This is a genomic window from Methylomonas stagni (genome assembly GCF_050154735.1).
Classification (GTDB): domain Bacteria; phylum Pseudomonadota; class Gammaproteobacteria; order Methylococcales; family Methylomonadaceae; genus Methylomonas; species Methylomonas koyamae_A.
On the sequence record NZ_CP189557.1, the window covers coordinates 951335 to 973200 of the forward strand.

The window sequence follows — 21866 nt, forward strand, 5'->3', positions numbered from 1 at the left end:
AGCCGGCTTTTTTATTGGAAGACATGTACTTACAGGGCAGCAAGAAAGCGATCGTGCCGCGGCCGGTGCTGGTCAAGCACGGCCATTTCGACGGGATGGACCCGGTGTTGCAGCGCGTCTTCGCCAGTCGCGGCGTGCAGGGTAGCGACGAACTGGATCGCGGTTTGGCGCGTTTGCCGTCGCCGTGGTTGTTGTCCGGTATCAAGTCGATGGTCGAGCACTTGGTGAACGCGGTCGAGCAGCGCTTGGCGATTACGATCGTCGCGGATTTCGATGCCGACGGCGCAACCAGTTGCGCATTGGCGATCAAGGGTTTGGCGTTGATGGGCGCTCGCGGGGTGGATTTCGTCGTACCCAACCGTTTCGAATTCGGTTACGGCTTGACGCCGGAAATCGTCGAACTGGTCAAACGCCGGAAGCCAGATTTGATCGTCACCGTCGATAACGGCATTTCCAGCATTGCCGGGGTGGCGGTGGCCAAGGCGGCCGGCATTAAAGTGTTGGTGACCGATCATCATTTGCCCGGCCAAGAATTACCGGACGCCGACGCCATCGTCAATCCCAATCTGCCCGACGACAAGTTTCCCAGTCGCCACATCGCCGGGGTCGGTGTGATGTTCTATGTGCTAATGGCCTTGCGGATTCGGCTGCGCGAGCGGCATTGGTTCGAGAAAAACGGCATCGCCGAGCCGAATCTGGCGCAATTGCTGGATTATGTCGCACTCGGTACGGTCGCCGACGTCGTTGCGCTGGATCAGGTCAACCGGATACTGGTGCACCAGGGTTTGTTGCGAATACGCTCGGGACAATGTCAGCCGGGCATTAAAGCGCTCGCGGAAGTGGCCGGCAAAACGCTGGCCGGCATCCATGCCGCCGATCTTGGCTTTGCGTTGGCGCCGCGCCTGAACGCGGCCGGTCGGATGGACGACATGAGTTTGGGCATTCAATGCCTGTTAACGGAAGACGCCGGTCTGGCCCGCGACATCGCCGAGCAGCTGCACGCCCTGAATCAGGATCGCCGCGACGTCGAAGGCCAGATGAAATCCGAAGCGATGGCCTTGCTGGCCGAGATGAAGGCGCTGGACGAAAAGCACGTCCCGGCCGGGGTTTGCTTGTACGACGCCAATTGGCATCAAGGCGTGGTCGGCATTCTGGCTTCGCGGATCAAGGACAGATTGCACCGGCCGGTGATCGCATTCGCGCCGGCCGACCACGGCGACATCAAGGGCTCGGCCCGGTCTATACCCGGCGTGCATATCCGCGACGTGTTGGCCGATGTCGCGGCCGCTCATCCGCAGGTGTTGGAAAAATTCGGCGGTCACGCGATGGCGGCCGGATTGACGATCAAATTGCACGATTACCCGCACTTTGCGTTGGCGTTTGCCGGCGCGGTCGAAGCGCGTCTGGATGCGGTGGATCTCGAACAAAAAGTCTATAGCGACGGCGAACTGGATGAGGCGCACATGACGCTGGCCTTTGCCGAAACTTTGCAACAAGCCGCCGTTTGGGGGCAGGCTTTTCCGGAGCCAGTGTTTAACGGCGTGTTCGATGTCATCCAATGTCGCATTGTCGGGCAGCAGCACCTGAAGCTGGTGCTCAAATTACCGTTCGGCGGCCAATTGTTCGACGCCATCGCGTTTTTTGCCGATAGGCCGGAAAATTGGCTGGGTTGCCGCAAGGTGAATGCGGCCTTTAAACTGGATATCAACGAATTTCGCGGACAACGCAGTCTGCAATTGCTGGTGCATTATTTGGAGAAATGGGAATGAGCGCGGCCGGTTTCGAGCACTGGTTGGACAGCGTACACCGATGGCGCTGGCCGTTGCTGCTGGCGATTCTCGCGCTACGGATCGGCTTCTTGGCGTTCAACGGCCTGGATCTGATCGGCGACGAGAGTTATTACTGGGACTGGTCGCGGCGACCGGACTGGTGCTATTACAGCAAACCGCCGATGGTAGCCTGGCTGATAGGCGCTTCCACATGGTCGTTCGGCGATACCGCTTGGGCGGTAAGGCTGCCGGCGGTGTTGCTCGGCACCGGTTTTCTTTACTATCTGCACGCCACGGCCTGGGCGTTTTACGGCACGCGGGCGGCGGCGCTGACGCTGTTGCTGGTATTGGCGACGCCGAACAATGTGCTGGCCAATTTTCTGATGACCATCGATCCGCCGTTATATTGTTTTTGGATCGCCGCGGTTTATTATCTGCGCCGCGCCGTGTTCGACGGTCACCAGCGGGCTTGGCTGTGGGCCGGTTGCGCGACCGCCTTGGCCTTGCTGAGCAAGCAGGCCGCATTGTTGCAGCCGTTGGCGTTGGCGGTGTTTCTGAGTGCGAGCGCGGCGCGCCGCCGCCATTTTCGCGGTGACTTTTGGCGCTATCTGGCGCCGGTCGTTTTGGCCGCGGTGCCTATTCTGGTCTGGAACGACCAGCATGATTGGGTCATGTTCGGTCATAGCAAGAGTCATTTCGGCAACGAGGGTGAATTCGATGCTTGGCGACGCCTGCGCGATGTTCGGGATTTCTGGTTTTACCAACTGTTGCTGTTGAATCCGCTGATGTTTGTTTTGACGTTGGCGACCGCGCTACGCGGGTTGTCAGGATTTCGGCAATGGGATGACGAGCGGCGCTTTCTATGGCTGATGGGGCCGGCCTGGTTGTTGTTGATCTTGGCGCTGAGTTTCGGCCAAAAAGTCCAGGGCAACTGGCCGATGCCGTTTTATTTCACTGGCTTGATTCTAGTGGCCGGCGCCGCGCCGGCTCCCGGCCGCTGGTTGAAAGCCGGCTTGGCGGTCGGCTTGGCGATGGTCTTGCTGACCTATGCGTTACCGGCGGTTTTACAAGCCTTGAATTTGCAAAACTCCAAACTCGATCCGACGAAACGTTTCAAGCAATGGCGGGTGTTGGCGGAGCGTATCGACACCTATCGGACCGAATCCGGCTCGGACCGGCCGGTCTTCGTCACGGTCGGACACCGCTTTTTGGCCAGTCAGCTGGCGTTTTATTTGCCGGACCATCCTCGCGTCTACCGCTATGAAGCCAGCGGCGGCGTGACCTCGCAGTACGAGGTCTGGCCCGGTCCGACTGAACACTTGGGCCGGCCGGCGTTTCTGGTCGCCGACATTCAAGCCGCGCGCTTCGACAAGCGCTGGTCGGACAGCCTGGAAGGCCTGACTTTGCTGGGTGAAGTCGCCGATCCGGCCAAGCCGTCGACAAAATACTATGTTTATCGGGCCGAGAAATTGAAGGCCTGGCCAGCGTCGCTAACACTGCATCAGGAAGGTCATGCCTCACCGTAAACTCGCCCGCGCCCGATTGGAATTGGCCATTTGGTTTCTGCTCGCGACCACGACGACCTTGGTTTTCTGGTTGACCGATCTGGATTTGACGATCGCCGGTTGGTTTTATCGGCCCGACGACCCGGAACAAGCTTGGCCTTATCGGCATTGGTGGTTGGTTAAGCCGCTCTACGACTACGCGTTTCCGTTTACAGTATGGTCGGGTGTCGCTGCGCTGGCGGTGTATATCTCCAGCCATTTTCACCACTTCACTCGCCGCTTCCGGCGGCGGGCGCTTTACATTCTGTTGGTGATCGCGGTAGGACCGGGCGTGGTCGTCAATTTGATTGTCAAGGATCATTGGGGGCGGCCGCGGCCGGTGCACGTAACCGAGTTCGGCGGCGAGCATCGCTATATTCCGCCCGGCAAGATCGGCGGAACGCCGGACAAGTCTTTCGTCTGCGGTCATTGTTCGGTCGGCTACAGTTTTTTCGTACTGTATTTTCTGTCGCAAAATCACAAGGTAGTTTATCTGCTATTGACCTTGGCGCTGGGTTGGACCTTGGGGTTCACCCGGATGACCGCGGGCGGCCATTTTTTATCGGACATTCTTTGGTCCGGGTATCTGGTGTTTTTGGTGGCGTTCGCGCTGTATTACGGCTGGTTTCTCGAGATTAAATGGTTTCGCCGCCGCGACGGTTAAAATCGGTAAGCGCACTGGGCTTTAGCGCTTGGCTTGATATAATGCCGACTGTTTTTGATTAATTCCTGACGAGAGATTTGCATGATTCAAGGTAGTATCGTTGCTCTGGTAACCCCGATGACGGATGACGGCGCAGTGGATTTCGCCGCTCTGAAGCGCTTGGTGGAGTTTCATATCGAGCAAGGTACCGACGCTTTGGTCGCGGTCGGCACGACCGGCGAATCGGCGACGCTGGACGAAGACGAGCATTGCCGAGTCATCCAGGCAAGCGTCGAATATGTCGCCGGCCGGATACCGGTGATCGCCGGCACCGGCGCCAATTGCACCCGCGAAGCGATCGCGCTGACTCGGCGGGCCAAGGCGGCCGGAGCGGATGCCTGTTTGCTGGTGACGCCTTATTACAATAAACCGACTCAACAAGGCTTGTATCTGCATTACAAAGCCGTCGCGGAAGCTGTCGACATCCCGCAGATCCTTTACAACGTCCCAGGCCGTACCGGTTGCGATTTGTTGCCGGAAACCGTCGGCCGTTTGGCGCAAGTCGAAAACATTGTCGGCGTTAAAGAGGCGACCGGCAAATTGGAAAGAGTCCGGCAAATCCGGGATCTCACCGGTGCCGAGTTTGCGATTTACACTGGCGACGACGCCACCAGTCTGGAATTCTGTCTATTGGGCGGCAACGGCAGCATCACCGTGACCGGCAACGTCGCGCCACGCCTGGTTCACGACATGTTGACGGCCGCGATGCGCGGCGACCGGGCGGCGGCCGAAGCGATAGACGCCAAATTGCAAGGATTGCATGCCAAGCTGTTCATTCAGTCCAATCCGATTCCGGTGAAATGGGCCGTCGCCGAAATGGGCCTGATCGGTACCGGTATTCGTTTGCCGTTGACTTGGCTGACCGAGGATTGTTACGACCCGGTAAGAGCCGCGATGCGGCAGGCGGGTGCGCTTTAACATGCGCGCCATTCGGTTAGGTCGCTGGCTATTGCTGGCGGGTGTGCTGAGCGCGGTGGGCGGTTGCGGTTACGTCAAAAGCCTGTTTCCCGATAAAGAGCGGGATTACCAGTTTACGACAGAGATCCCCGAATTAGTCGTGCCGGACGATTTGAAAAACAAAACCTTTCCGACCCGCGCGCCCGCGCCACTCGGACCGACACCCCGGCGCCGGTCGCCACGACCGCGTCGGTACCGGTCGAGACGGCGGAGACGAGTTCGTCCGCGGCAGCGGAGCCGGCCGCGGCCAAGCCAAGGGAGCCGGCCGCGAAACCGGAAGTCGCCAAGGCGCCGGTAGAGCCGGCGCCCGGCGTTTCGCCGGCCGAATCCGCCGGCGAACGCCCCCAGCGCCAGGCTAGCGACGGCGTCAGCAGTCTGGAAATCGATCAATCGATTATCCAAGCTTGGTGGTTGGTCAGCAAATCGCTGAGCCGCCAGAAGTTGGAGATCGTCGAACGTAACATGGACAAAGGCTATTTCTTTGTCAAATACGATCCGAATGCGATCAAACCCGAAGACGGCTCTATTCTGGACGAGTTTAATTTCATGTTCGGCGACGATCCCAGCCAGGAACTCGAGTACCGGATCAGCTTGCAGGCCTTATCGGCCGATGCCACCGAAGTGACGGTGCAAGACAGCGAAGGTCGAAGTTTGTCCAATACCGCCGCGACTTCGTTATTGCGCTTGATCACCGACGGTATCAAGCAGGACTTGCCGGCGGATGGCGAGCCGGCCGCGCAACCCTGACGGGTTCGCCCCGCGCCGCCCGCGCGCCTGAATTCACCGTATCCAAACAGCCTCGCGGCCGACGCCGCACCTAATATCGAGTACATGCCCATGTTGACCCTACCCGGTAGCTCCGCACTGTCCCGTTTTCGAATCGAAAAACTACTCAGCGTCTTGCAAGCTCAGCAGCCCCAAGTGACCGCCGTCGCGGCCCGTTATCTGCACTTCGTGCAATTAGCGGCCGATCTGGATACTGACCAACGGGCGATGCTGGAACGCTTGTTGGATTATGGCGATCGTCATGAGGCTTGGCCGGCTGAGCCGATGAATCGGGTTTGCGTCGTACCCAGGCTGGGAACTATTTCGCCATGGTCCAGCAAAGCCTCGGAGATCGCCGAACGCTGCGGATTGACCTCGGTCAAGCGGATTGAGCGCGGTATCGAATACGCGTTCACGACTAGCTCACCGTTTGACGAATCGGACATAGCCGCGTTGACGGCCGCGCTGCACGACAGGATGACCCAGCAAGTCGTCACGAATCTTGCCGAACTGACTCTGTTTGCCGAACACGAACCCAAACCGCTGCAAACCGTGGCGATAATCGAACGCGGCCGTGCCGCGCTGGAGCAAGCCAACGTCGAATTGGGTCTGGCATTGTCGGCCGACGAAATCGATTATCTGACCGACAGTTTCACAAAGCTTGGCCGCAATCCGACCGACGTGGAACTGATGATGTTTGCCCAGGCGAACTCCGAGCACTGCCGCCACAAAATTTTCAACGCCAGCTGGACGATAGACGGCGAAGAACAGGCCAAATCGCTGTTCGCGATGATCCGCAACACCCACAATCTGCATCCGCAAGGCGTACTGTCGGCTTACAAGGATAATGCCTCGGTGCTGGAAGGACCTAGCGCGCAAGTGTTTATTCGCGACGCGCACAGCCATCGTTACGGCTATGTCGAGGAAGCCGCGCATATTTTGATGAAGGTCGAGACCCATAACCACCCGACCGCGATTTCGCCGCACCCCGGCGCCGCGACCGGTTCCGGCGGCGAGATACGCGACGAAGGCGCCACCGGCCGCGGTTCCGCGCCCAAGGCCGGTTTGACCGGCTTTAGCGTGTCCCATTTGAAAATTCCCGGTTTCCCGCAGCCCTGGGAGACCGACCTCGGCAAGCCGGAACGCATCGCCTCGGCGCTCGACATCATGCTGGACGGCCCGATCGGTGGCGCGGCGTTCAACAACGAATTCGGCCGGCCCAACATCGCCGGCTATTTCCGCAGCTTCGAGCAGCCGGCCGAAACCGGTCAAGCCGGACAATATCGCGGCTATCATAAACCGATCATGATCGCCGGCGGCTTGGGTAACATCCGGCCGATGCTGGTCGAAAAGCAAGCGATCCCTACCGGGGCCTTGATCGTCATTTTGGGTGGCCCGGCGATGTTGATTGGCCTGGGCGGCGGCGCGGCCTCGTCGCAAAGCTCCGGCGCCAGCGCGGCGGAACTGGATTTCGCGTCGGTGCAACGGGAAAACCCGGAGATGCAGCGCCGTTGTCAGGAAGTGATCAACCACTGCAATTCGCTGGGCGAGCGCACTCCGATTGTCTCGATTCACGACATCGGCGCCGGCGGTTTGTCCAACGCGGTGCCGGAGATCATCCACGACTGCGATCGCGGCGGTCGCTTCGAGCTGCGCAAGGTGCAGAATGCCGACAAAGGCATGTCGCCGATGCAAATCTGGTGCAACGAGGCCCAGGAACGCTACGTGGTGGCGATCAAACCGGAATCTTTGGATTTGTTCGAATCATTCTGCCAACGCGAGCATTGTTTGTACGCGGTGATCGGCCACGCCACCGACGAAGAACATTTGAGTTTGAGCGACGAATGGTTCGGAACGTCTACACCTATCGATCTGCCGATGTCGGTGCTGTTCGGTAAGCCGCCGAAAATGCATCGCGATGTGCAACGTATCAGTAAAAATCTGCCCGATTTATCGCTGGAACAGGTCGAAATGGCCGACGCGATCAAGCGCGTGCTGACTTTCCCGGCCGTGGCCGACAAGAGTTTCCTGATCCATATCGGCGACCGCTCGGTGACCGGGCTGGTGGCGCGCGACCAAATGGTCGGTCCCTGGCAGGTACCGTGTGCCGACGTCGCGGTCACCGCGTCGGGCTTTTACGCTTATACCGGCGAAGCGATGGCGATGGGCGAACGCACGCCGCTGGCGCTGATCGACGGCCCGGCATCCGGCCGGATGGCGATCGGCGAAGCGCTGACCAATCTGGCCGCCGCGCGCATAGCCAATCTGAGCGATGTCAAATTATCCGCGAACTGGATGGCAGCCTGCGGCAGCCCCGGCGAAGACGCGGCATTGTTCGATACCGTCAGGGCGGTCGGCATGGAATTGTGCCCGGAGCTGGGCATCGCGATTCCGGTCGGCAAGGATTCGCTGTCGATGAAGACGGTCTGGCACGACGGTCAAACGGATAACTCCATGACGGCGCCGCTGTCGTTGATCATTACCGCGTTCGCGCCGGTCACGGACATCCGTACCACCTTGACCCCCGAACTGAAGGCCGAAGATAGCGTACTGTTGCTGATAGACTTGGGATTCGGCAAAAATCGTCTCGGCGGCTCGGTTCTGGCTCAGGTTTATTGTCAGCTCGGCAACCAAGCGCCGGATCTGGACGATGCGGTATTGTTCAAACGTTTCTTCGAAACGATCCAAACCTTGAACGACAAAGGCCTGATCTTGGCCTACCACGACCGCGCCGACGGCGGTCTGTTGGCGACAGTCGCCGAAATGCTGTTCGCCGGCCGCCAGGGTGTCGATCTGGATTTGTCCGATTTGCCGGGCGACGCGTTAGCGGCGCTGTTCAACGAAGAATTGGGCGCGGTATTACAGGTCAAAAATAGCGACTATAACCACGTTGCTCGCCTGCTGGACCAAGCCGGTCTGGACGATTGCAGCCATGTGGTCGGTCGCGTCGTCGACGGTCAGCAATTGCGGATATTCAAGGCGGGACAACAGCTTTACGGTGCGACGCGCGCCGAATTGCAGCAAACTTGGTCGCAAGTCAGCTACCGGATGCAAGCGCTCCGCGACAATCCGGATTGCGCCGAACAGCAATTTGAACGTATTGCCGATGACGGCGATCCCGGCTTGTCGGCGGTGTTGACCTACGATATCAACGACGATATCAGCGCTCAATTCGTGCATGCCGAGCGCCCCAAAGTCGCCATCTTGCGCGAACAAGGCGTGAATGGCCACGTCGAAATGGCGGCGGCTTTCGACCGTGCCGGCTTTGCCGCGATCGACGTGCACATGACCGACATTATCGCCGGTCGGCTTAGTCTGAGTGACTTCAAGGGTTTAGTGGCCTGCGGCGGTTTTTCTTACGGCGACGTACTCGGCGCCGGCGGCGGTTGGGCGAAATCGATATTGTTCAATCCGAAGGCGCGCGACGAATTCGCCGCCTTCTTCGCCCGCCCGGATACCTTTGGCCTGGGCGTCTGCAACGGCTGTCAGATGATGTCGGGCTTGAAGGACATTATCCCCGGTGCGGCGCATTGGCCGGCCTTCAAACGTAACTTGTCGGAGCAGTTCGAGGCTCGCGTCGCGATGGTCGAAATTGCCGCGTCGCCGTCGATTTTCTTCGACGGCATGGCCGGTTCCCGGCTGCCGGTGGTGGTGGCGCACGGCGAGGGTAGGGCGGTGTTTGGCGAACAGGAACCATGTGACGGGCTGATCGCCGTGCGCTATGTGGACAACGCCGGCCAAGCAACCGGAGCATTCCCCGCGAATCCGAACGGATCGCCGTTCGGCATTACCGGCCTGACGTCTAGTGACGGTCGCTTCACCGTCATGATGCCGCATCCCGAACGCTGCTTTAGAGCGGTGCAGAATTCCTGGCATCCGGCCGACTGGCGCGAAGACGGCGCCTGGTTGCGAATGTTTCGAAATGCGCGGGTTTGGGTCGGCTAGTTTCGGTTGGTTGGGTTCGCTTAGCCGGTTCGGCGCATGTCCGTGACATTGCGGGCGGTCTTGAGCGGCGCCGAAGCCGAGGCTTTGGGCATCGATGTCGCGGCGTTGGCGGCGCGGGGCATCGCCCTGTCGCCGGAGGACGGTATAACGACGGACCATGCCGACATCGTATTATTGGCGGGCGCGGGACTACCGACCCGGATTAGAACTCTGGCATCCACGTATCCCGATTGCAAGATCGCGGCGGTGATTGCGATGTCGGTCGACGACGCCTTGAGTTGCTTGGCTAACGGTGCGTTGGGTGTTCTGCTGGCGCCGCTGCCGGCCGACAGACTGGCGCGGATTCTGGTTCAGATCGCGGCCGGCGGCTATTTTATCGATCAGCGTATCGCGCAAATGTTGGCCTTGCGTCAGCTGAAAAAAATCCTCGAACCGTTCAGCGCGTTGAGTTCGCGCGAATACGATGTCTTTTGCCTCTTGGCCGACGGTAAATCGCTGGCTGAAATTGCGGTTCAATTGGGTGTCAGTCGTAAGACGGTCTCGAACACGCAGACCCAAATCAAACTTAAGCTCGGACTGTCCGGCCGGCCGGCCATCGTTGCCTGCGCAAAAAGACATGGCCTCGTGGGTTAAATTGGCTATAATTCCCGTAAATCGGGAATTATTCCTTTTTAACAACCTTTGGGAGGATGTCATGAATAAGTCACAAATTGGAATCGCCGTTGCTTTGCTGATTTTCGCAGGTGCCAGCGCCGCGCTCGACCAAGGCTTGGAAAATTGTTTGCAGGCGGTCAAAAAGGACAAAGCAGGCGAATTGTTGAAGCTGGAAAAACTCAATATTGCCGGCAAAGGCGCTTACGAAGTCGAAGTTCGCGACGCCAATCGGACCGAATGGGAGTTTGTTTGCGATGCCGATAGCGGCAAAATCACCGAACGTGAAACCGAAGTCGCCGATCCTAACACCAGCAGCTTCAAGAAAAACGTCAAGGTTACCGAGGAAGATGCCGCTGCCACGGTACTGAAAGCTCATCCCGGTACTATCCAGGAAGTGGAATACGAAGTCGAGGAAAACGGCGCGTCTTCTTATGAATTCGATGTCGTCGGCGACAAAGGCGTGGAAACTAAAGTCGAAGTCGACGCCGCATCCGGCAAAATTATCGAAACCGCGACCGAAGAGTGGGAAATCGGCGAAGAAAGCGACGAGCTGCGTTAAATTTTCCCGAGCGCGGCGGTTGGGTTCGAACCGTTGCGCTCTGTCTCCTCGGGTTCATTCGATGAGCCCAATTTTGCCGTAAAGTCCACACGGTACCATTCTATATCCGATTGAATAGCCGGAGTAATACTTAACGCCCAAGCTGGCCTTGCCGGCTTCGGTTCGCTACCTGTAGCGGCTTGCAATCAAAAGCCCTGGCGTCGAACGTTGGGCTGCTGAAAGCATACAATCCAACACTATTTATTCATCAAAACGCAGTGGCCGATTTATTTTCCCGGCCGGTCTGTGATGAATATCGGCGAGCCGGTCTTTGCCTGGGACGCACCGAGATATTTTCTCCAGCGTCCTCGGTTTTTTCTCCAGTGCCCGACTCAATTTCAGCAGCCTTGTCTGATGGATATGGACGTTTCTCTTTTGGACGTGCAACGTCCTGTTTTTGATGTGCGGCAGCCGAGTTCCAAATCAAACTTTTCCTTGGCAATTCGAGGCCATTGCTTTTTCAACATGGAAACCCGGAGTTCGGAAATAGAAAAGTCCATATCCGCAATAGAATTGCGGACTTCCATAACAGAACGCTGCCTGATTACCTGAGATTGCCGGCAATCAAAAACCGAACCGTCCATTATCAACAGAGCGCCTTGCCTGTTTACTGGAGCCTCGTCTATTTCCGCAATAGAACGCTGAGGTTTTCAGCGGCATTGGCCGAGTTATTTTCTCCGCTGTCCAGGTAATTTACTCGGCAAATTATCTTTTCGGCCGCATCGTTTCTATCTGACAACAGAAGCAGGGATGAATGGGTTAAACAATACCTAATCCGAGGTAAACCCTGCCCTCGCACCGGACGGGTTTTGTAAACCCGCCCATCACGTTTGAACCGTTGCAAGGTTGGTTTGAAACGCTTAGGCCGGGGTTACAAACCCCGGCCTGCTCAGGTCATCCGGTGAAACTTAATGAACGGCTTGATCCAATCGCAGTAACTACGTTCGGTATGCAAGGAATAATGTTTCAACCGCATCACGCGACGCACATCGTCCAATAAGCTTGGCAATTTGGTGCTTGACACAAAACACCTACCTGATAAAGTCAGCGGCGAATTTAATACGCAGGCAAGGTTGCCTGAATTGGCCGCCAATATCAAGTTATCGAGGCAAACATGCCCACTTTTACGGATACGCAGGCAAAAGTGCCTGAAAAGGCGGTGAATATCAGGTTATACGGGCAGATTTGCCTGATAATCAATAGTTAAATGCGGGGCCAATCTCGAAAGGCTTGGAAAGCAATTAATTTATCGTAAAGAAATAGCAAATAATGGCTGAAGAAATCATGAAAATATGTTATTACCTGGAGGAAAAACCTTGCAGGTTAACATGCGTTCAACCAGACAAGGTTTTTCCCTCCAGGTTAAGCCATGATTTTCAGCGTCATTCGTGTTTCTTTGCTTGAATCAAAATTATTGTTTGGAAATGTCATCAAGGCATTTAACCAGTCGTTAAACCTGACCAAAACTCCGCTTCGCTCCGCTTTGGCAGGTTAACTCTATTCGTTAAATGCGGGGCCAATCTCGAAAGGCTTGGAAAGCAATTAATTTATCGTAAAGAAATAGCAAATAATGGCTGAAGAAATCATGAAAATATGTTATTACCTGGAGGAAAAACCTTGCAGGTTAACATGCGTTCAACCAGACAAGGTTTTTCCCTCCAGGTTAAGCCATGATTTTCAGCGTCATTCGTGTTTCTTTGCTTGAATCAAAATTATTGTTTGGAAATGTCATCAAGGCATTTAACCAGTCGTTAAACCTGACCAAAACTCCGCTTCGCTCCGCTTTGGCAGGTTAACTCTATTCGTTATGCAGTCAACCAATATGGAGCCACGAATGGGGCGTAATACGACGAATTGGATAAAGTTCTGGGGAATCCTTGCGATGCTTCTGGCCGGTACTGTCCTAGCGAAGTCGTCCAATTCTCCGAGCTACGTTACAGGAAAAGCCAAGAAACTATATAGCGTAATCTTTGGTATTGTGGTGGAGGTCAATGGGTCTGTTCGTTCAGTGCGGGTTGCCCGCGTCACTGATCCAATATCTGGCGGCGTAGCTCCAGTTGATGTGTCTGTTCCACCAGTATATGTAGATGCGGCTAAGAAATTTATCCTTGATAAGGGGTATTCACCGAAACTCGATAATGGCAAGCCGGTTGAGTTCTATACCTATTTCTTTTACGACCCAGCAAATCCTAACGTGTTGATAACCGAAACAAAGTAACAATCAATGCATAACTTATCATTCCAGCCGACCGCTTTCCGCTACGCTTCAAGCATCGGCTGAATTCTACGTTATGTTGTAAGTACATGAATAAGTATGAAGTAATCATCAATGGTCAGAACTTCCTTATGGAAGTGGATGGAAAAATTGAGCGCATGGGATTTTATGTGACGCGATACGTTGAGGCGGACAACCATGAAGAGGCCGAGTTAAAAGCGGTGTATCTTGTAAGGAATATAGAGCGGTTAAAAGGGGCTCATTTAAATACAGAAGATGATCCGCCAATGCTTTATCTAGAAGAAATGTACGAGATTGAAAATTTTGATGGACTGGAAACCCTTGAGCCAGGAATCGCTTTCTACAATGATGAGCAGGAATCGAATAATGCAACATAACACGTCGCTCAAAGGGACGCTCCGCTTCGCTGCGCGCCCCTTAGCTTGGCGTTATGCATATTTCAACTCCGCCCGAGTAGCCAATGGATAATCCGCTTTCCAAACTTGCGCTCGATTATTGGTACCAAGTGCTTATGGTCGTGAGCTTCGTTGTGTTTCTGTCCGCAGGCGCTGGTGTTCTTTCCGCCTTTCCCACCATTCCCACCGCAGTAATTTCTCTTGGCTGTTTCTTCGTCGGTCTCGGAGAGTGGATCAACCACCCACTTCAAACGGCGCTCATGAGCGCTACTGCTTATCACCCTGGCGGCGTCATCACCAGTCATCCAAGAAACCCCAGATTTGTTGGTGTCGCATTCGATGTTCTCGGCGCAATTCTTATTGTCTTTGGCCTCTACAGATTGTTGGCTTAAGTCAAATCCACATTGAGGGCAATTCTTGTGCAGTGGTGTAAATTTCCAACCAGTAGGCAATTTTTGCATCATATGCATAACCTTGCGCTCAACCCCGTTCGCTTCGCTCAATGGACTCGGTCAAGCTGCGCTTGCCCTCGCCGGTTAGCTTCACGTTATGCATAAACCTTTATTAACTATAGGAGAAATAAAATGTCTAATAAGCGAATAACAACAAGTCTGAATGTATAGATGGCTCTCAGTCCAGCATCCACCCAGGGACGCGACACCGAAAACACATGCTAACTTTTTGTAAGGCGCTTACAATAAAATTAGTTTGTATACCTTATTTAGCACTATTTTATTGTTCATCATCAATTGCAGCAAGCATATATGCGTCTGACCAAGCAGCATTCTGTGAGAGACCGGATTCTATTGACTTCGAATGTGGTGCGCCACATGTTGGTGGAGCATTAGCGAATAACTTTTTAGGTCTTCCATATGAATCCAAGAGCGCCATTGAATTTTCATTAGAAGGTGTCACAGAAGTACAGTCAGCAGAGTTATACCTTCTTGCAACTGGGTATTCTGCGTACCCTGATGTTTTTTCTGAAACCCCCATACTGGAAATACATGGTTATTCAGGAGACGGCATTATTACTTATGATGATCTTTTGCAAGATAATTTAATATTGACAACCGGTGGAATAAATAATCTTGGTTTGTATATTTTTGATGTAACCAACTACGTTGCAGATCTAGTGGCTAGCAATCAATCGTATGCCGGTTTTGCATTTAAAGATATAGTTATGAATAGTTCGGTCAGTTTTTACACGCCAGACGGTATGTCAAATGTGTTAGCAGTAAATGGTTACACTGAATATGTGCCAGAAGTTCCACTTCCATCAGCAGCATTGTTGTTTGGTAGTGGCATGCTTGGTTTGCTAGGATTTGCACGAAAAAGTAATGAATAACAATGTACTCCAGCCGATGCTGTAAGTAGCGTGGCTGAGTTTAGGTGTTAGGCGCAGGCAAATCACCAGATGAATAAATCGGGATAGTAAATAATGACCATTGAGACAAAAATTATTGGAACATGGAAGAAAGATGGTTCAGTCAAGTCATTGGTACTTGATTTACAGCCGGATGGTACCTACGTTTTTAAGCAATTGCCTAAAGAGAAAGCTGAAGACGTGCTTTTTTCAATTATCGGGGATAGATTTGAAGGGCATTGGTGGGTAAGTAATGGAGTCTTGTATTTACGAGAATCGCGGATAAAGGGAGGGCCGGGTTCCACTCTTTTTACTTTCGTATCAAAATATTTTCAACTTTTCACTGGTCCAAAAGAACTTATAATTGACGCTGTCGATGATTCGCATATTAGATTTACAGGGAAGGAATATGAGTGGGGTAGTGGTGAGTGGAAAAAAGTTTTGAGATAACTTATTTCAAATAAACACGACAATACGTGATAACCCGCAATACGAAAAGCCTGGGGTCAGATTTTGCAATCATGCATTTGGCCTTGAGCGGGACGGGGTATGTACCCCGTCCTGAACGTTTCAAACCAAGTTTGAAGGTAATACAAATGTTACGAACGGATTGAATAATCCGTCCGGCTTCGGGCAAAGGCTCGTTCCGAACGTTTGAAGCCAATTTGAAGGCGAGACTAACGTTACGAGCGAGTTGAATAATCGGGCCAACCCCCAATAAGTCCGTAAGGCCGTAAGGCGGAAGACGACAGGCGTTCCGCCATTTTAGAACTGAGCGGGACGGGGTATGCATCCCGTCCTGAACGTTTCAATCAAGTTTGAAGGTAAGGCAAACGTTACGGACGGATTAAATAATCCGTCCAGTCTTGGTCTTGGTAATTCGCCCAGCCCCAACAACTTGAGCGGGACGGGGTATGCAACCCGTCCTTGAGCGGGACGGGGTATATACCCCGTCCTGAACGTTTCAAACCAAGTTTGAAGGTAAGAGAAACGTTACGGACGGATTAAATGATCCGTCCGGCCTTAGCCTTGTTCATTGGCCCAGTCGCAATTACTTGGCAAGTTAAAAGAACGCCAACACAGCATTGTGAAAATCTGCCAAATCATGGGGATTTCCAAAAGCACCCTGTATAACTATCCCGCGGAGCAGGGTGTCAATGCCCGCGACGCGGCATAGCCCGATACCCGCCGACTCGCTGTTGGCATTGCGCCAACGGCTGGATCGATTGCTCCCAAAAAGTCCGGAACGATCTGCCCAGGTCAAATCCATCGCCGAACGCTACGCCGTTTCCACCGACACGGTTTATCGCGCACTCCGGGATTTGCACAAACCCAAGGCCGTCCAGCGCGGCGACCGTGGCAAACCACGGGTGCTGCCGAAAGCAGAACTGGAACACTACTGCGAACTCATCGCGGCATTGAAACTGCGGACGAATAACAAGAAGGGGGCGCGATGTTTCCACGCGCCGTGCCATCGAACTGATGGACTATTACCCTGAAACCGGCAAGTCGCTACAGCTATCAACCTAAAAAGAGCAGTTTGGCGATAAAAAATCCCGTTCGTCCTGAGCTTGTCGAAGGGCGCGCGGGATTTTTCATTCACCCGTTTGGTGAGTGTATTGCGAGCCGTCCATGCTTCGACGTTGCTCAGCACGAACGGCCCGCAATACACGCCAACTGCCCTTTTTAGGATCAATACACCTCGCGTATTGCACGCTGGCATCAGCCGGCGATAGGCGAATACCGGTGTTTCGCTGACCGATCGCGCCGATTCCTGGGTTTGCGGTTAGACTATCGGCCCGAATCAATCTTACGGAACGGAGCATTTCATGAAAATTATCGAATACGCCGGCGTGCTGGTCGCGTCGGCATTAGTGCTGGTCGGCGGCGAAACTTTGGCCGAGACCGGCGTCGCGGCCAAAATCGAGCATGGCGAATACCGCGACTGGCGCTTGTTGGGCGTATCGCTACGCCACGATAAGAACAGCGTGCGCGCCATCGTTGGTAACGATGCCGCCATCGCGGCGGCGCGGGCTGGCAAAACCAAGCCTTGGCCGGACGGGACGGTGATCGCCAAAATCAAATGGGATCAACGAAAACACCCGAATTGGGAAGCCGCCACGGTTCCCGGCGCATTCACCGCCGCCGAAGCGATGGTCAAGGACAGCCGGAAATACTCGAATACCGGCGGTTGGGGATTCGGCATTTGGGAAGGCAAAACCTTGAAGATGCTGGACAGCGACAAATCCGCGACCTGTTTTGCTTGTCATTCGCCGATGAAGGACAGCGATTACGTCTACACGCTGAGCAATTTGCAATAAACACTCATTGGGCGTCGCCGCTCGCCATTAGAGCGGCGACATGCGCCGCCACGCTGGCGCCCAGCGCTCGAGGATCATAGCCGCCCTCCAGGCTGGAAACGATCCGCCCCCGGCAACAGGCGTGGGCAATCTCGCAGAGTTGGTCGGTTAACCATCGGAAATCGGCTTCCAGCAGGTTCAAGCCGGCCAGCGGATCGTCGCGGTGAGCGTCGAAGCCGGCCGAAATCAATAGCAATTCAGGCTGGAAGGCCGCGACGGCCGGTAGTAGGGTTTCCCGGTATTGGGTCCGGAACGTCGCGCCGTCGGTTCCCGCGGCAAGCGGGAGATTGATAATATTGCCGACCCCGGTTTCCCGCGCCAATCCGCTACCTGGATAATGCGGCCACTGATGGCTGGATGCATACAACACTTGCGGTTGCGCGTAAAACGCCGCTTGAGTTCCGTTACCGTGATGCACGTCGAAATCGACGATGGCGACGCGCGTCAGCCCGTAATGGGTCCTGGCGTATTCGGCGCCGATCGCGATATTGTTGAATAGGCAGAACCCCATCGGGTAGTCCGGCATCGCGTGGTGGCCTGGTGGACGAATTGCGCAAAAAGCGTTATCCGCTGCACCGCTCAACACCTTGTCGATAGCATCGCACACCGCGCCGACCGCCCGAAATGCCGCCGAACGCGAACCCGCCGACCCGACCGTATCGGCGTCAAACTTTACCAGTCCCTCGGCCGGAACGGCTTCAACGACCTTGGCAATCATGGCCTTTGAGTGAATCAAGGCCAATTTGTCTTCGATGTCGTTCGGTAATGGCGCCGCGACCCGCACCAGTTTGGCGAAGTCCGCTGACGACAGTGCGCTATCGATGGCTCGCAGACGAGCCGCTGTTTCCGGATGGGCGGGACCGGTGTCGTGGTTTAAGCAGTCCGCGTGGCTGTAATAAAGTGTCGTCATTCCGATCTCGTTAGTCCTGGGCCGCGCGTGAACGTTGTCGCGGGATCAATCGCCGGACGATGCCGGTTCGGCATGTGCTCGCAACCAATCGGTGAAGGCCTCGGCCGGGAGCGGCTTGCTGAACAGATAGCCTTGCATTTCGTCGCAGCCCTGCTGGTGCAGGTAGTCCAGTTGTTCGACCGTCTCGACGCCTTCGGCGATGGTCTTCAGGCCCAGACTCTTCGCCAAACTGATCACCGCCGCCACGATGGCTTTATCTTCCTGGTCGCTGGTTAGATCGCGGACGAAGGATTGGTCGATTTTTAATTTGTAAACCTTGAATTTCTTCAAATAGCTCAGCGACGAATAGCCGGTCCCGAAGTCGTCTATCGACATCCGGATGCCGCGCTCGTGAAACTGCGCCATCATCGCGATGACGCCTTGCGGATTGTGCATCGCCACGCCTTCGGTCAATTCCAGTTCCAGGTATTCGGCCGGCAGGCCGACTTCATGCAGAATGTCCGCGACCAATTCGGGCAGTTCAGGCTGTTTGAATTGGGCGGCGGATACGTTCACCGCCATGATGAACGGCGGGAAGCCGGCTTGGCGCCAGCTTTCGGCTTGGCGGGCGGCGGTTCGGATCACCCATTCGCCTATGCTCAGGATCAAGCCGCTCTCTTCGGCCAACGGAATGAATTCTGCCGGCGACACCAAACCCAATTCCGGATGCCGCCAGCGCAACAGGGCTTCGGCGCCGATAAGCCGCCGGCTGCCGGAGGCAATTTGGGGTTGATAGTGCAAGGTCAATTCGTCGCGTTCCAACGCCGATCGTAACGCATTCAACAGTTGCAGATTCCGGGCCGAACTGGCCTGCATTTCCGGCGTGAAGAATCGGGCGCCGTGGCGGCCTTCCTGTTTGGCGCGGTACATTGCGGTATCCGCGCACCGCGATAGCGCTTCCAGGTCGTCGCCGTCGCCGGGATAGATGGCGATCCCGATAGAGGCGGTCAACGTTAAATCGTACTGATCGATCCGGTACGCGGCGGCGATGGTATCCAGCAATTTCTGAGCGACCCAAGCCGCGCCGGTGGCATCGGTGCCCGGCAACAGGAAGATGAACTCGTCGCCGCCCAGACGCGTGATGGTATCTTCGTCTCGCAATACTTGTTTCAGGCGGCCGGCCAATTCAATCAGCAAGGCGTCGCCTATGGTGTGCCCCAAGGTATCGTTAATGTCCTTGAAGTGGTCCAAATCCAGGAACATCAGGGCCAGATGCCCGTTAGTGCGTTTCGCGATGCCGATCGCCAGCTTCAGATGTTCGTTAAGCCTGGCCCGGTTCGGCAAGCCGGTCAACGGATCGAAATTGGCCAGGAAATAAATGTCGTCCTCGGCTTTCTTACGCTCTATCGCCAGCGTCACGAAATCCGCCGCCATTTGCAGCAGTTGCAAATGATAGCGGTCGGGCTCCGCCGGATAACTTCGATAAATTGCGAAGGTACCCAGTACGCGGTTGCCGTTGGCGAGGATGGGTTCCGACCAACAACAGCCCAGGTCGGCATGACGGGCGATGTCGCGGTACGCGGCCCAGTACGGATGAGTTTGAATGTCGGCAACGATGGTGCGTTGGCCGGTGTAAGCGGTATTGCCGCAAGCGCCAACGCCGGCACCGATAGGCAAGCCGTCGACCGCCTGATTATAAAATTCCGGTAAATTGGGCGCGGCCGCTAAGCGCAATTGTTGAGTGGCTTCGTCCAATAGTAGTACCGAGCAACGGCTGTCGGCGATAATGGACTCCAGTTTGGTGACGACATTGATCAATATCGCCGACAGCGGCGCTCCGCTATTCAAGCTCTCCAACATAAAGCCACGAAACTGCTCGGCTTGCTGGTTACGGCGGCGTTCTTCCTCACGGTCGAAGCCCATCAACGCGTAGTCGATATCCATCGCCATTTCCAGCAACAGGTTTCGGGCGTCGTCGTCGAAGGCATTTAATTGGCCTGAATATAAATTAAAACTGCCGATGACCCGGCCGTCGCGATGCAAGGGCAATGCGGCGGACGCTTGGACGTAGCACTCCGTTGCTCGATCGCGCCAGGTGGCGGTATTGGGGTCGTTTTGAAAATCCTGGCACCAGTAGGGACGATCCGCGCGTATTGCAATCCCGGTGGGGCCGCGCCCGCTAGGCAGATTCGGATCGATGCTGATTTCAAGCTGATTCAGATAGTCCATGCTGTCGCCGTACCCGGCAACCGGTTTGACCGTTCGGGCGGATTCGTCCACCAAACCGATCCAGGCCATCGTCATGCCGCCGAACAACACCGCGTCGCGGCAGATGATAGGAAACAGTTCTTCCTGATTGGCGCAGCGCACGATGGCTTGATTGCACTGACTCAGCGCCGCGTACAACTGAGTCAGCCGCCGAGCCCGCATTTCGGCTTGAAGCTGCTCGGCCTCCAGGCTGGCCAGCCGACATTGCATGTCGGCCAGCCAGGCAATCACGCTGTTGTCTTGCTTGGCGGTCAGCGGAATCGCGGTTCGAAAGTCGCCGCCGCCGATGCGGACCATATGACTGTGTAGTTCTTCCACCGAAACGCCCAACGCTCGGTTCAGATTGCGGAGCGCAAACAGCAAGGTCAGCACCTGAAGCGCGGCCAGAGCGATTAGACCGATCCGCATCGTCATCGCGGTGGAAATCGCTTCGTTCACTGTTTGTTGGGTACGGTTTTCGACCATTTGGTAGGCGGAGCCGATCGGTTCCATGATCGCCGCCTTGGCTTGGTGGTAGGCCGCATCGTGCACCATTTGGCTAGCTCGCATGCGGGTCGGATCGGCGATCGGCTCCGCCTGATCGACCAGAGCCATCGCGGCCCTTTCGATCGCGGTCAACGCGTCGGAGCGGGTCTTGGCCAAGGCTAGATCGGCCATTTCGGTGTCGCTGAAGCCGGCCGTGCGCATTAAGTCCAGCAATGGCGCGGCCCGGTCTTCGGAAGGTCTTGGCCGTCGATCGTCGGCCAAGACCAAGTCCCAATAGACATTTTGATAGTCGACCGGCCTTGGCGCTTTACCGTCGCGAATATCCAGAATCTCTTGATAGTGTTGCTTGTAAATCGGATGGCCGGTGACCACGTAGCTGCGCGCCATGTGGGTCAGATCATCCGAGGACTGGCGCAATTCGCCAGCCAGTAACACCGATTGAATACGGATGTCGTTGGCTCGGTCTATCGCTTTCTCCGAACGGACGTACAGGGTGAACATCGCGGTAAAGCCAACGAAAACCGCCAATGTCAACCACAGGCTGGTCGTGAAGCCTGGCGAACGCAAAGCCTTAACCACGTTGGCCGCTTCCTCTCAGTCGATAGGCAGCCGTCACTTCGGTGCCGAACACATCAAGACGCGCCGGCGCTAGGGTAGATGATGGGATAGGCATTGGATACCGGAGGCGATGAAAAAGGGCTTGTAAACATTCCAGATTCTAGCAAAAGTTGTTGGTCGATATGGGCAATCGAAATGCGCGGCGCGCGCTCGTGGTTGTAACTTACCACCCTAATAGTAAAATGCGCCGCTTTTGTTAAGAAATGTTAGGTTGCGCCGGTCCTCATCGATAGCTTCGAGCGGCGGCGCGTCAACGCAATTTTCATTCGACAGGCGACGATGAACCCATTTTTTTCAGGCGGCCGATCCGATGCGG

The 21866-nt window shown here is 55.4% G+C and carries 21 protein-coding genes; 18 read left to right on the plus strand and 3 right to left on the minus strand.

Annotated features, from left to right (window positions below; translation table 11 throughout):
- Window positions 1-23 precede the first annotated feature (23 nt).
- The 8 genes from recJ (at window position 24) to ACP4CD_RS04555 (ending at window position 10896) form a co-directional block, all read left to right on the plus strand.
- On the plus strand, window positions 24-1769 hold the full coding sequence (gene recJ, locus ACP4CD_RS04520; RefSeq protein ID WP_426994655.1) for a single-stranded-DNA-specific exonuclease RecJ: 1746 nt from the start codon (window positions 24-26) through the stop codon (window positions 1767-1769).
- Window positions 1766-3295: an ArnT family glycosyltransferase gene (locus tag ACP4CD_RS04525; protein ID WP_426993739.1), complete on the plus strand. Its 1530-nt coding sequence runs from the start codon at window positions 1766-1768 to the stop codon at window positions 3293-3295. The genes recJ and ACP4CD_RS04525 overlap by 4 nt, the downstream gene beginning before the upstream one ends.
- Complete coding sequence (locus tag ACP4CD_RS04530) at window positions 3282-3977, plus strand: phosphatase PAP2 family protein (RefSeq protein WP_064029678.1); 696 nt, start codon at window positions 3282-3284, stop codon at window positions 3975-3977. Before ACP4CD_RS04525 ends, ACP4CD_RS04530 begins: the two co-directional genes overlap by 14 nt.
- An 81-nt stretch (window positions 3978-4058) precedes the next feature.
- A complete protein-coding gene (gene dapA / locus ACP4CD_RS04535; RefSeq protein WP_064029676.1) occupies window positions 4059-4934 on the plus strand; it encodes a 4-hydroxy-tetrahydrodipicolinate synthase in 876 nt (291 codons plus the stop codon).
- Between the two features lie 450 nt (window positions 4935-5384).
- Window positions 5385-5720, plus strand: a complete 336-nt coding sequence (gene bamC, locus ACP4CD_RS04540; protein WP_426993740.1) for an outer membrane protein assembly factor BamC — start codon at window positions 5385-5387, stop codon at window positions 5718-5720.
- A gap of 90 nt (window positions 5721-5810) precedes the next feature.
- Window positions 5811-9683: a phosphoribosylformylglycinamidine synthase gene (purL, locus tag ACP4CD_RS04545; protein ID WP_426993741.1), complete on the plus strand. Its 3873-nt coding sequence runs from the start codon at window positions 5811-5813 to the stop codon at window positions 9681-9683.
- 36 nt (window positions 9684-9719) lie between these two features.
- Window positions 9720-10316 (plus strand): LuxR C-terminal-related transcriptional regulator, encoded by a 597-nt coding sequence (locus ACP4CD_RS04550; protein WP_426993742.1) that lies wholly within the window; start codon window positions 9720-9722, stop codon window positions 10314-10316.
- Window positions 10317-10377: 61 nt separating this feature from the next.
- On the plus strand, window positions 10378-10896 hold the full coding sequence (locus ACP4CD_RS04555; RefSeq protein ID WP_426993743.1) for a PepSY domain-containing protein: 519 nt from the start codon (window positions 10378-10380) through the stop codon (window positions 10894-10896).
- Between the two features lie 928 nt (window positions 10897-11824).
- Here ACP4CD_RS04555 and ACP4CD_RS04560 read toward each other — a convergent pair.
- Complete coding sequence (locus tag ACP4CD_RS04560) at window positions 11825-11959, minus strand: phage integrase N-terminal SAM-like domain-containing protein (RefSeq protein ID WP_313730247.1); 135 nt, start codon at window positions 11957-11959, stop codon at window positions 11825-11827.
- Between the two features lie 345 nt (window positions 11960-12304).
- Between ACP4CD_RS04560 and ACP4CD_RS04565 the strand changes: the two genes are divergently transcribed.
- The 10 genes from ACP4CD_RS04565 to ACP4CD_RS04610 all read left to right on the plus strand — a co-directional run bounded on the left by ACP4CD_RS04565 (window position 12305) and on the right by ACP4CD_RS04610 (window position 17250).
- On the plus strand, window positions 12305-12430 hold the full coding sequence (locus ACP4CD_RS04565) for a hypothetical protein (RefSeq protein ID WP_426993744.1): 126 nt from the start codon (window positions 12305-12307) through the stop codon (window positions 12428-12430).
- A gap of 175 nt (window positions 12431-12605) precedes the next feature.
- Window positions 12606-12731 carry a hypothetical protein gene (locus tag ACP4CD_RS04570; protein ID WP_426993744.1) on the plus strand — a complete coding sequence of 42 codons (126 nt, stop codon included), beginning with the start codon at window positions 12606-12608 and terminating at the stop codon, window positions 12729-12731.
- Between the two features lie 38 nt (window positions 12732-12769).
- Window positions 12770-13153, plus strand: a complete 384-nt coding sequence (locus ACP4CD_RS04575; RefSeq protein ID WP_071158574.1) for a hypothetical protein — start codon at window positions 12770-12772, stop codon at window positions 13151-13153.
- 86 nt (window positions 13154-13239) lie between these two features.
- Window positions 13240-13548: a hypothetical protein gene (locus ACP4CD_RS04580; protein ID WP_168032346.1), complete on the plus strand. Its 309-nt coding sequence runs from the start codon at window positions 13240-13242 to the stop codon at window positions 13546-13548.
- 83 nt (window positions 13549-13631) lie between these two features.
- Window positions 13632-13958, plus strand: coding sequence for a hypothetical protein (locus ACP4CD_RS04585; protein ID WP_426993745.1), 327 nt, complete (start codon window positions 13632-13634; stop codon window positions 13956-13958).
- Window positions 13959-14236: 278 nt separating this feature from the next.
- Complete coding sequence (locus ACP4CD_RS04590) at window positions 14237-14911, plus strand: hypothetical protein (RefSeq protein ID WP_313730249.1); 675 nt, start codon at window positions 14237-14239, stop codon at window positions 14909-14911.
- Between the two features lie 93 nt (window positions 14912-15004).
- The gene (locus ACP4CD_RS04595; protein WP_426993746.1) at window positions 15005-15379 is read left to right on the plus strand and encodes a hypothetical protein; all 375 of its coding nucleotides are present in this window, start codon (window positions 15005-15007) and stop codon (window positions 15377-15379) included.
- A gap of 586 nt (window positions 15380-15965) precedes the next feature.
- Window positions 15966-16106, plus strand: coding sequence for a helix-turn-helix domain-containing protein (locus tag ACP4CD_RS04600; protein ID WP_426993747.1), 141 nt, complete (start codon window positions 15966-15968; stop codon window positions 16104-16106).
- A gap of 22 nt (window positions 16107-16128) precedes the next feature.
- The gene (locus tag ACP4CD_RS04605) at window positions 16129-16428 is read left to right on the plus strand and encodes a hypothetical protein (RefSeq protein ID WP_426993748.1); all 300 of its coding nucleotides are present in this window, start codon (window positions 16129-16131) and stop codon (window positions 16426-16428) included.
- Between the two features lie 330 nt (window positions 16429-16758).
- The gene (locus ACP4CD_RS04610; RefSeq protein ID WP_064024993.1) at window positions 16759-17250 is read left to right on the plus strand and encodes a cytochrome P460 family protein; all 492 of its coding nucleotides are present in this window, start codon (window positions 16759-16761) and stop codon (window positions 17248-17250) included.
- Window positions 17251-17254: 4 nt separating this feature from the next.
- On the opposite strand, the gene ACP4CD_RS04615 is transcribed toward ACP4CD_RS04610, so the two are convergent.
- Both ACP4CD_RS04615 and ACP4CD_RS04620 read right to left on the minus strand, forming a co-directional pair.
- Complete coding sequence (locus ACP4CD_RS04615) at window positions 17255-18199, minus strand: histone deacetylase family protein (protein ID WP_426993749.1); 945 nt, start codon at window positions 18197-18199, stop codon at window positions 17255-17257.
- A gap of 45 nt (window positions 18200-18244) precedes the next feature.
- Window positions 18245-21511 carry a bifunctional diguanylate cyclase/phosphodiesterase gene (locus ACP4CD_RS04620; protein ID WP_426993750.1) on the minus strand — a complete coding sequence of 1089 codons (3267 nt, stop codon included), beginning with the start codon at window positions 21509-21511 and terminating at the stop codon, window positions 18245-18247.
- Window positions 21512-21866 lie beyond the last annotated feature (355 nt).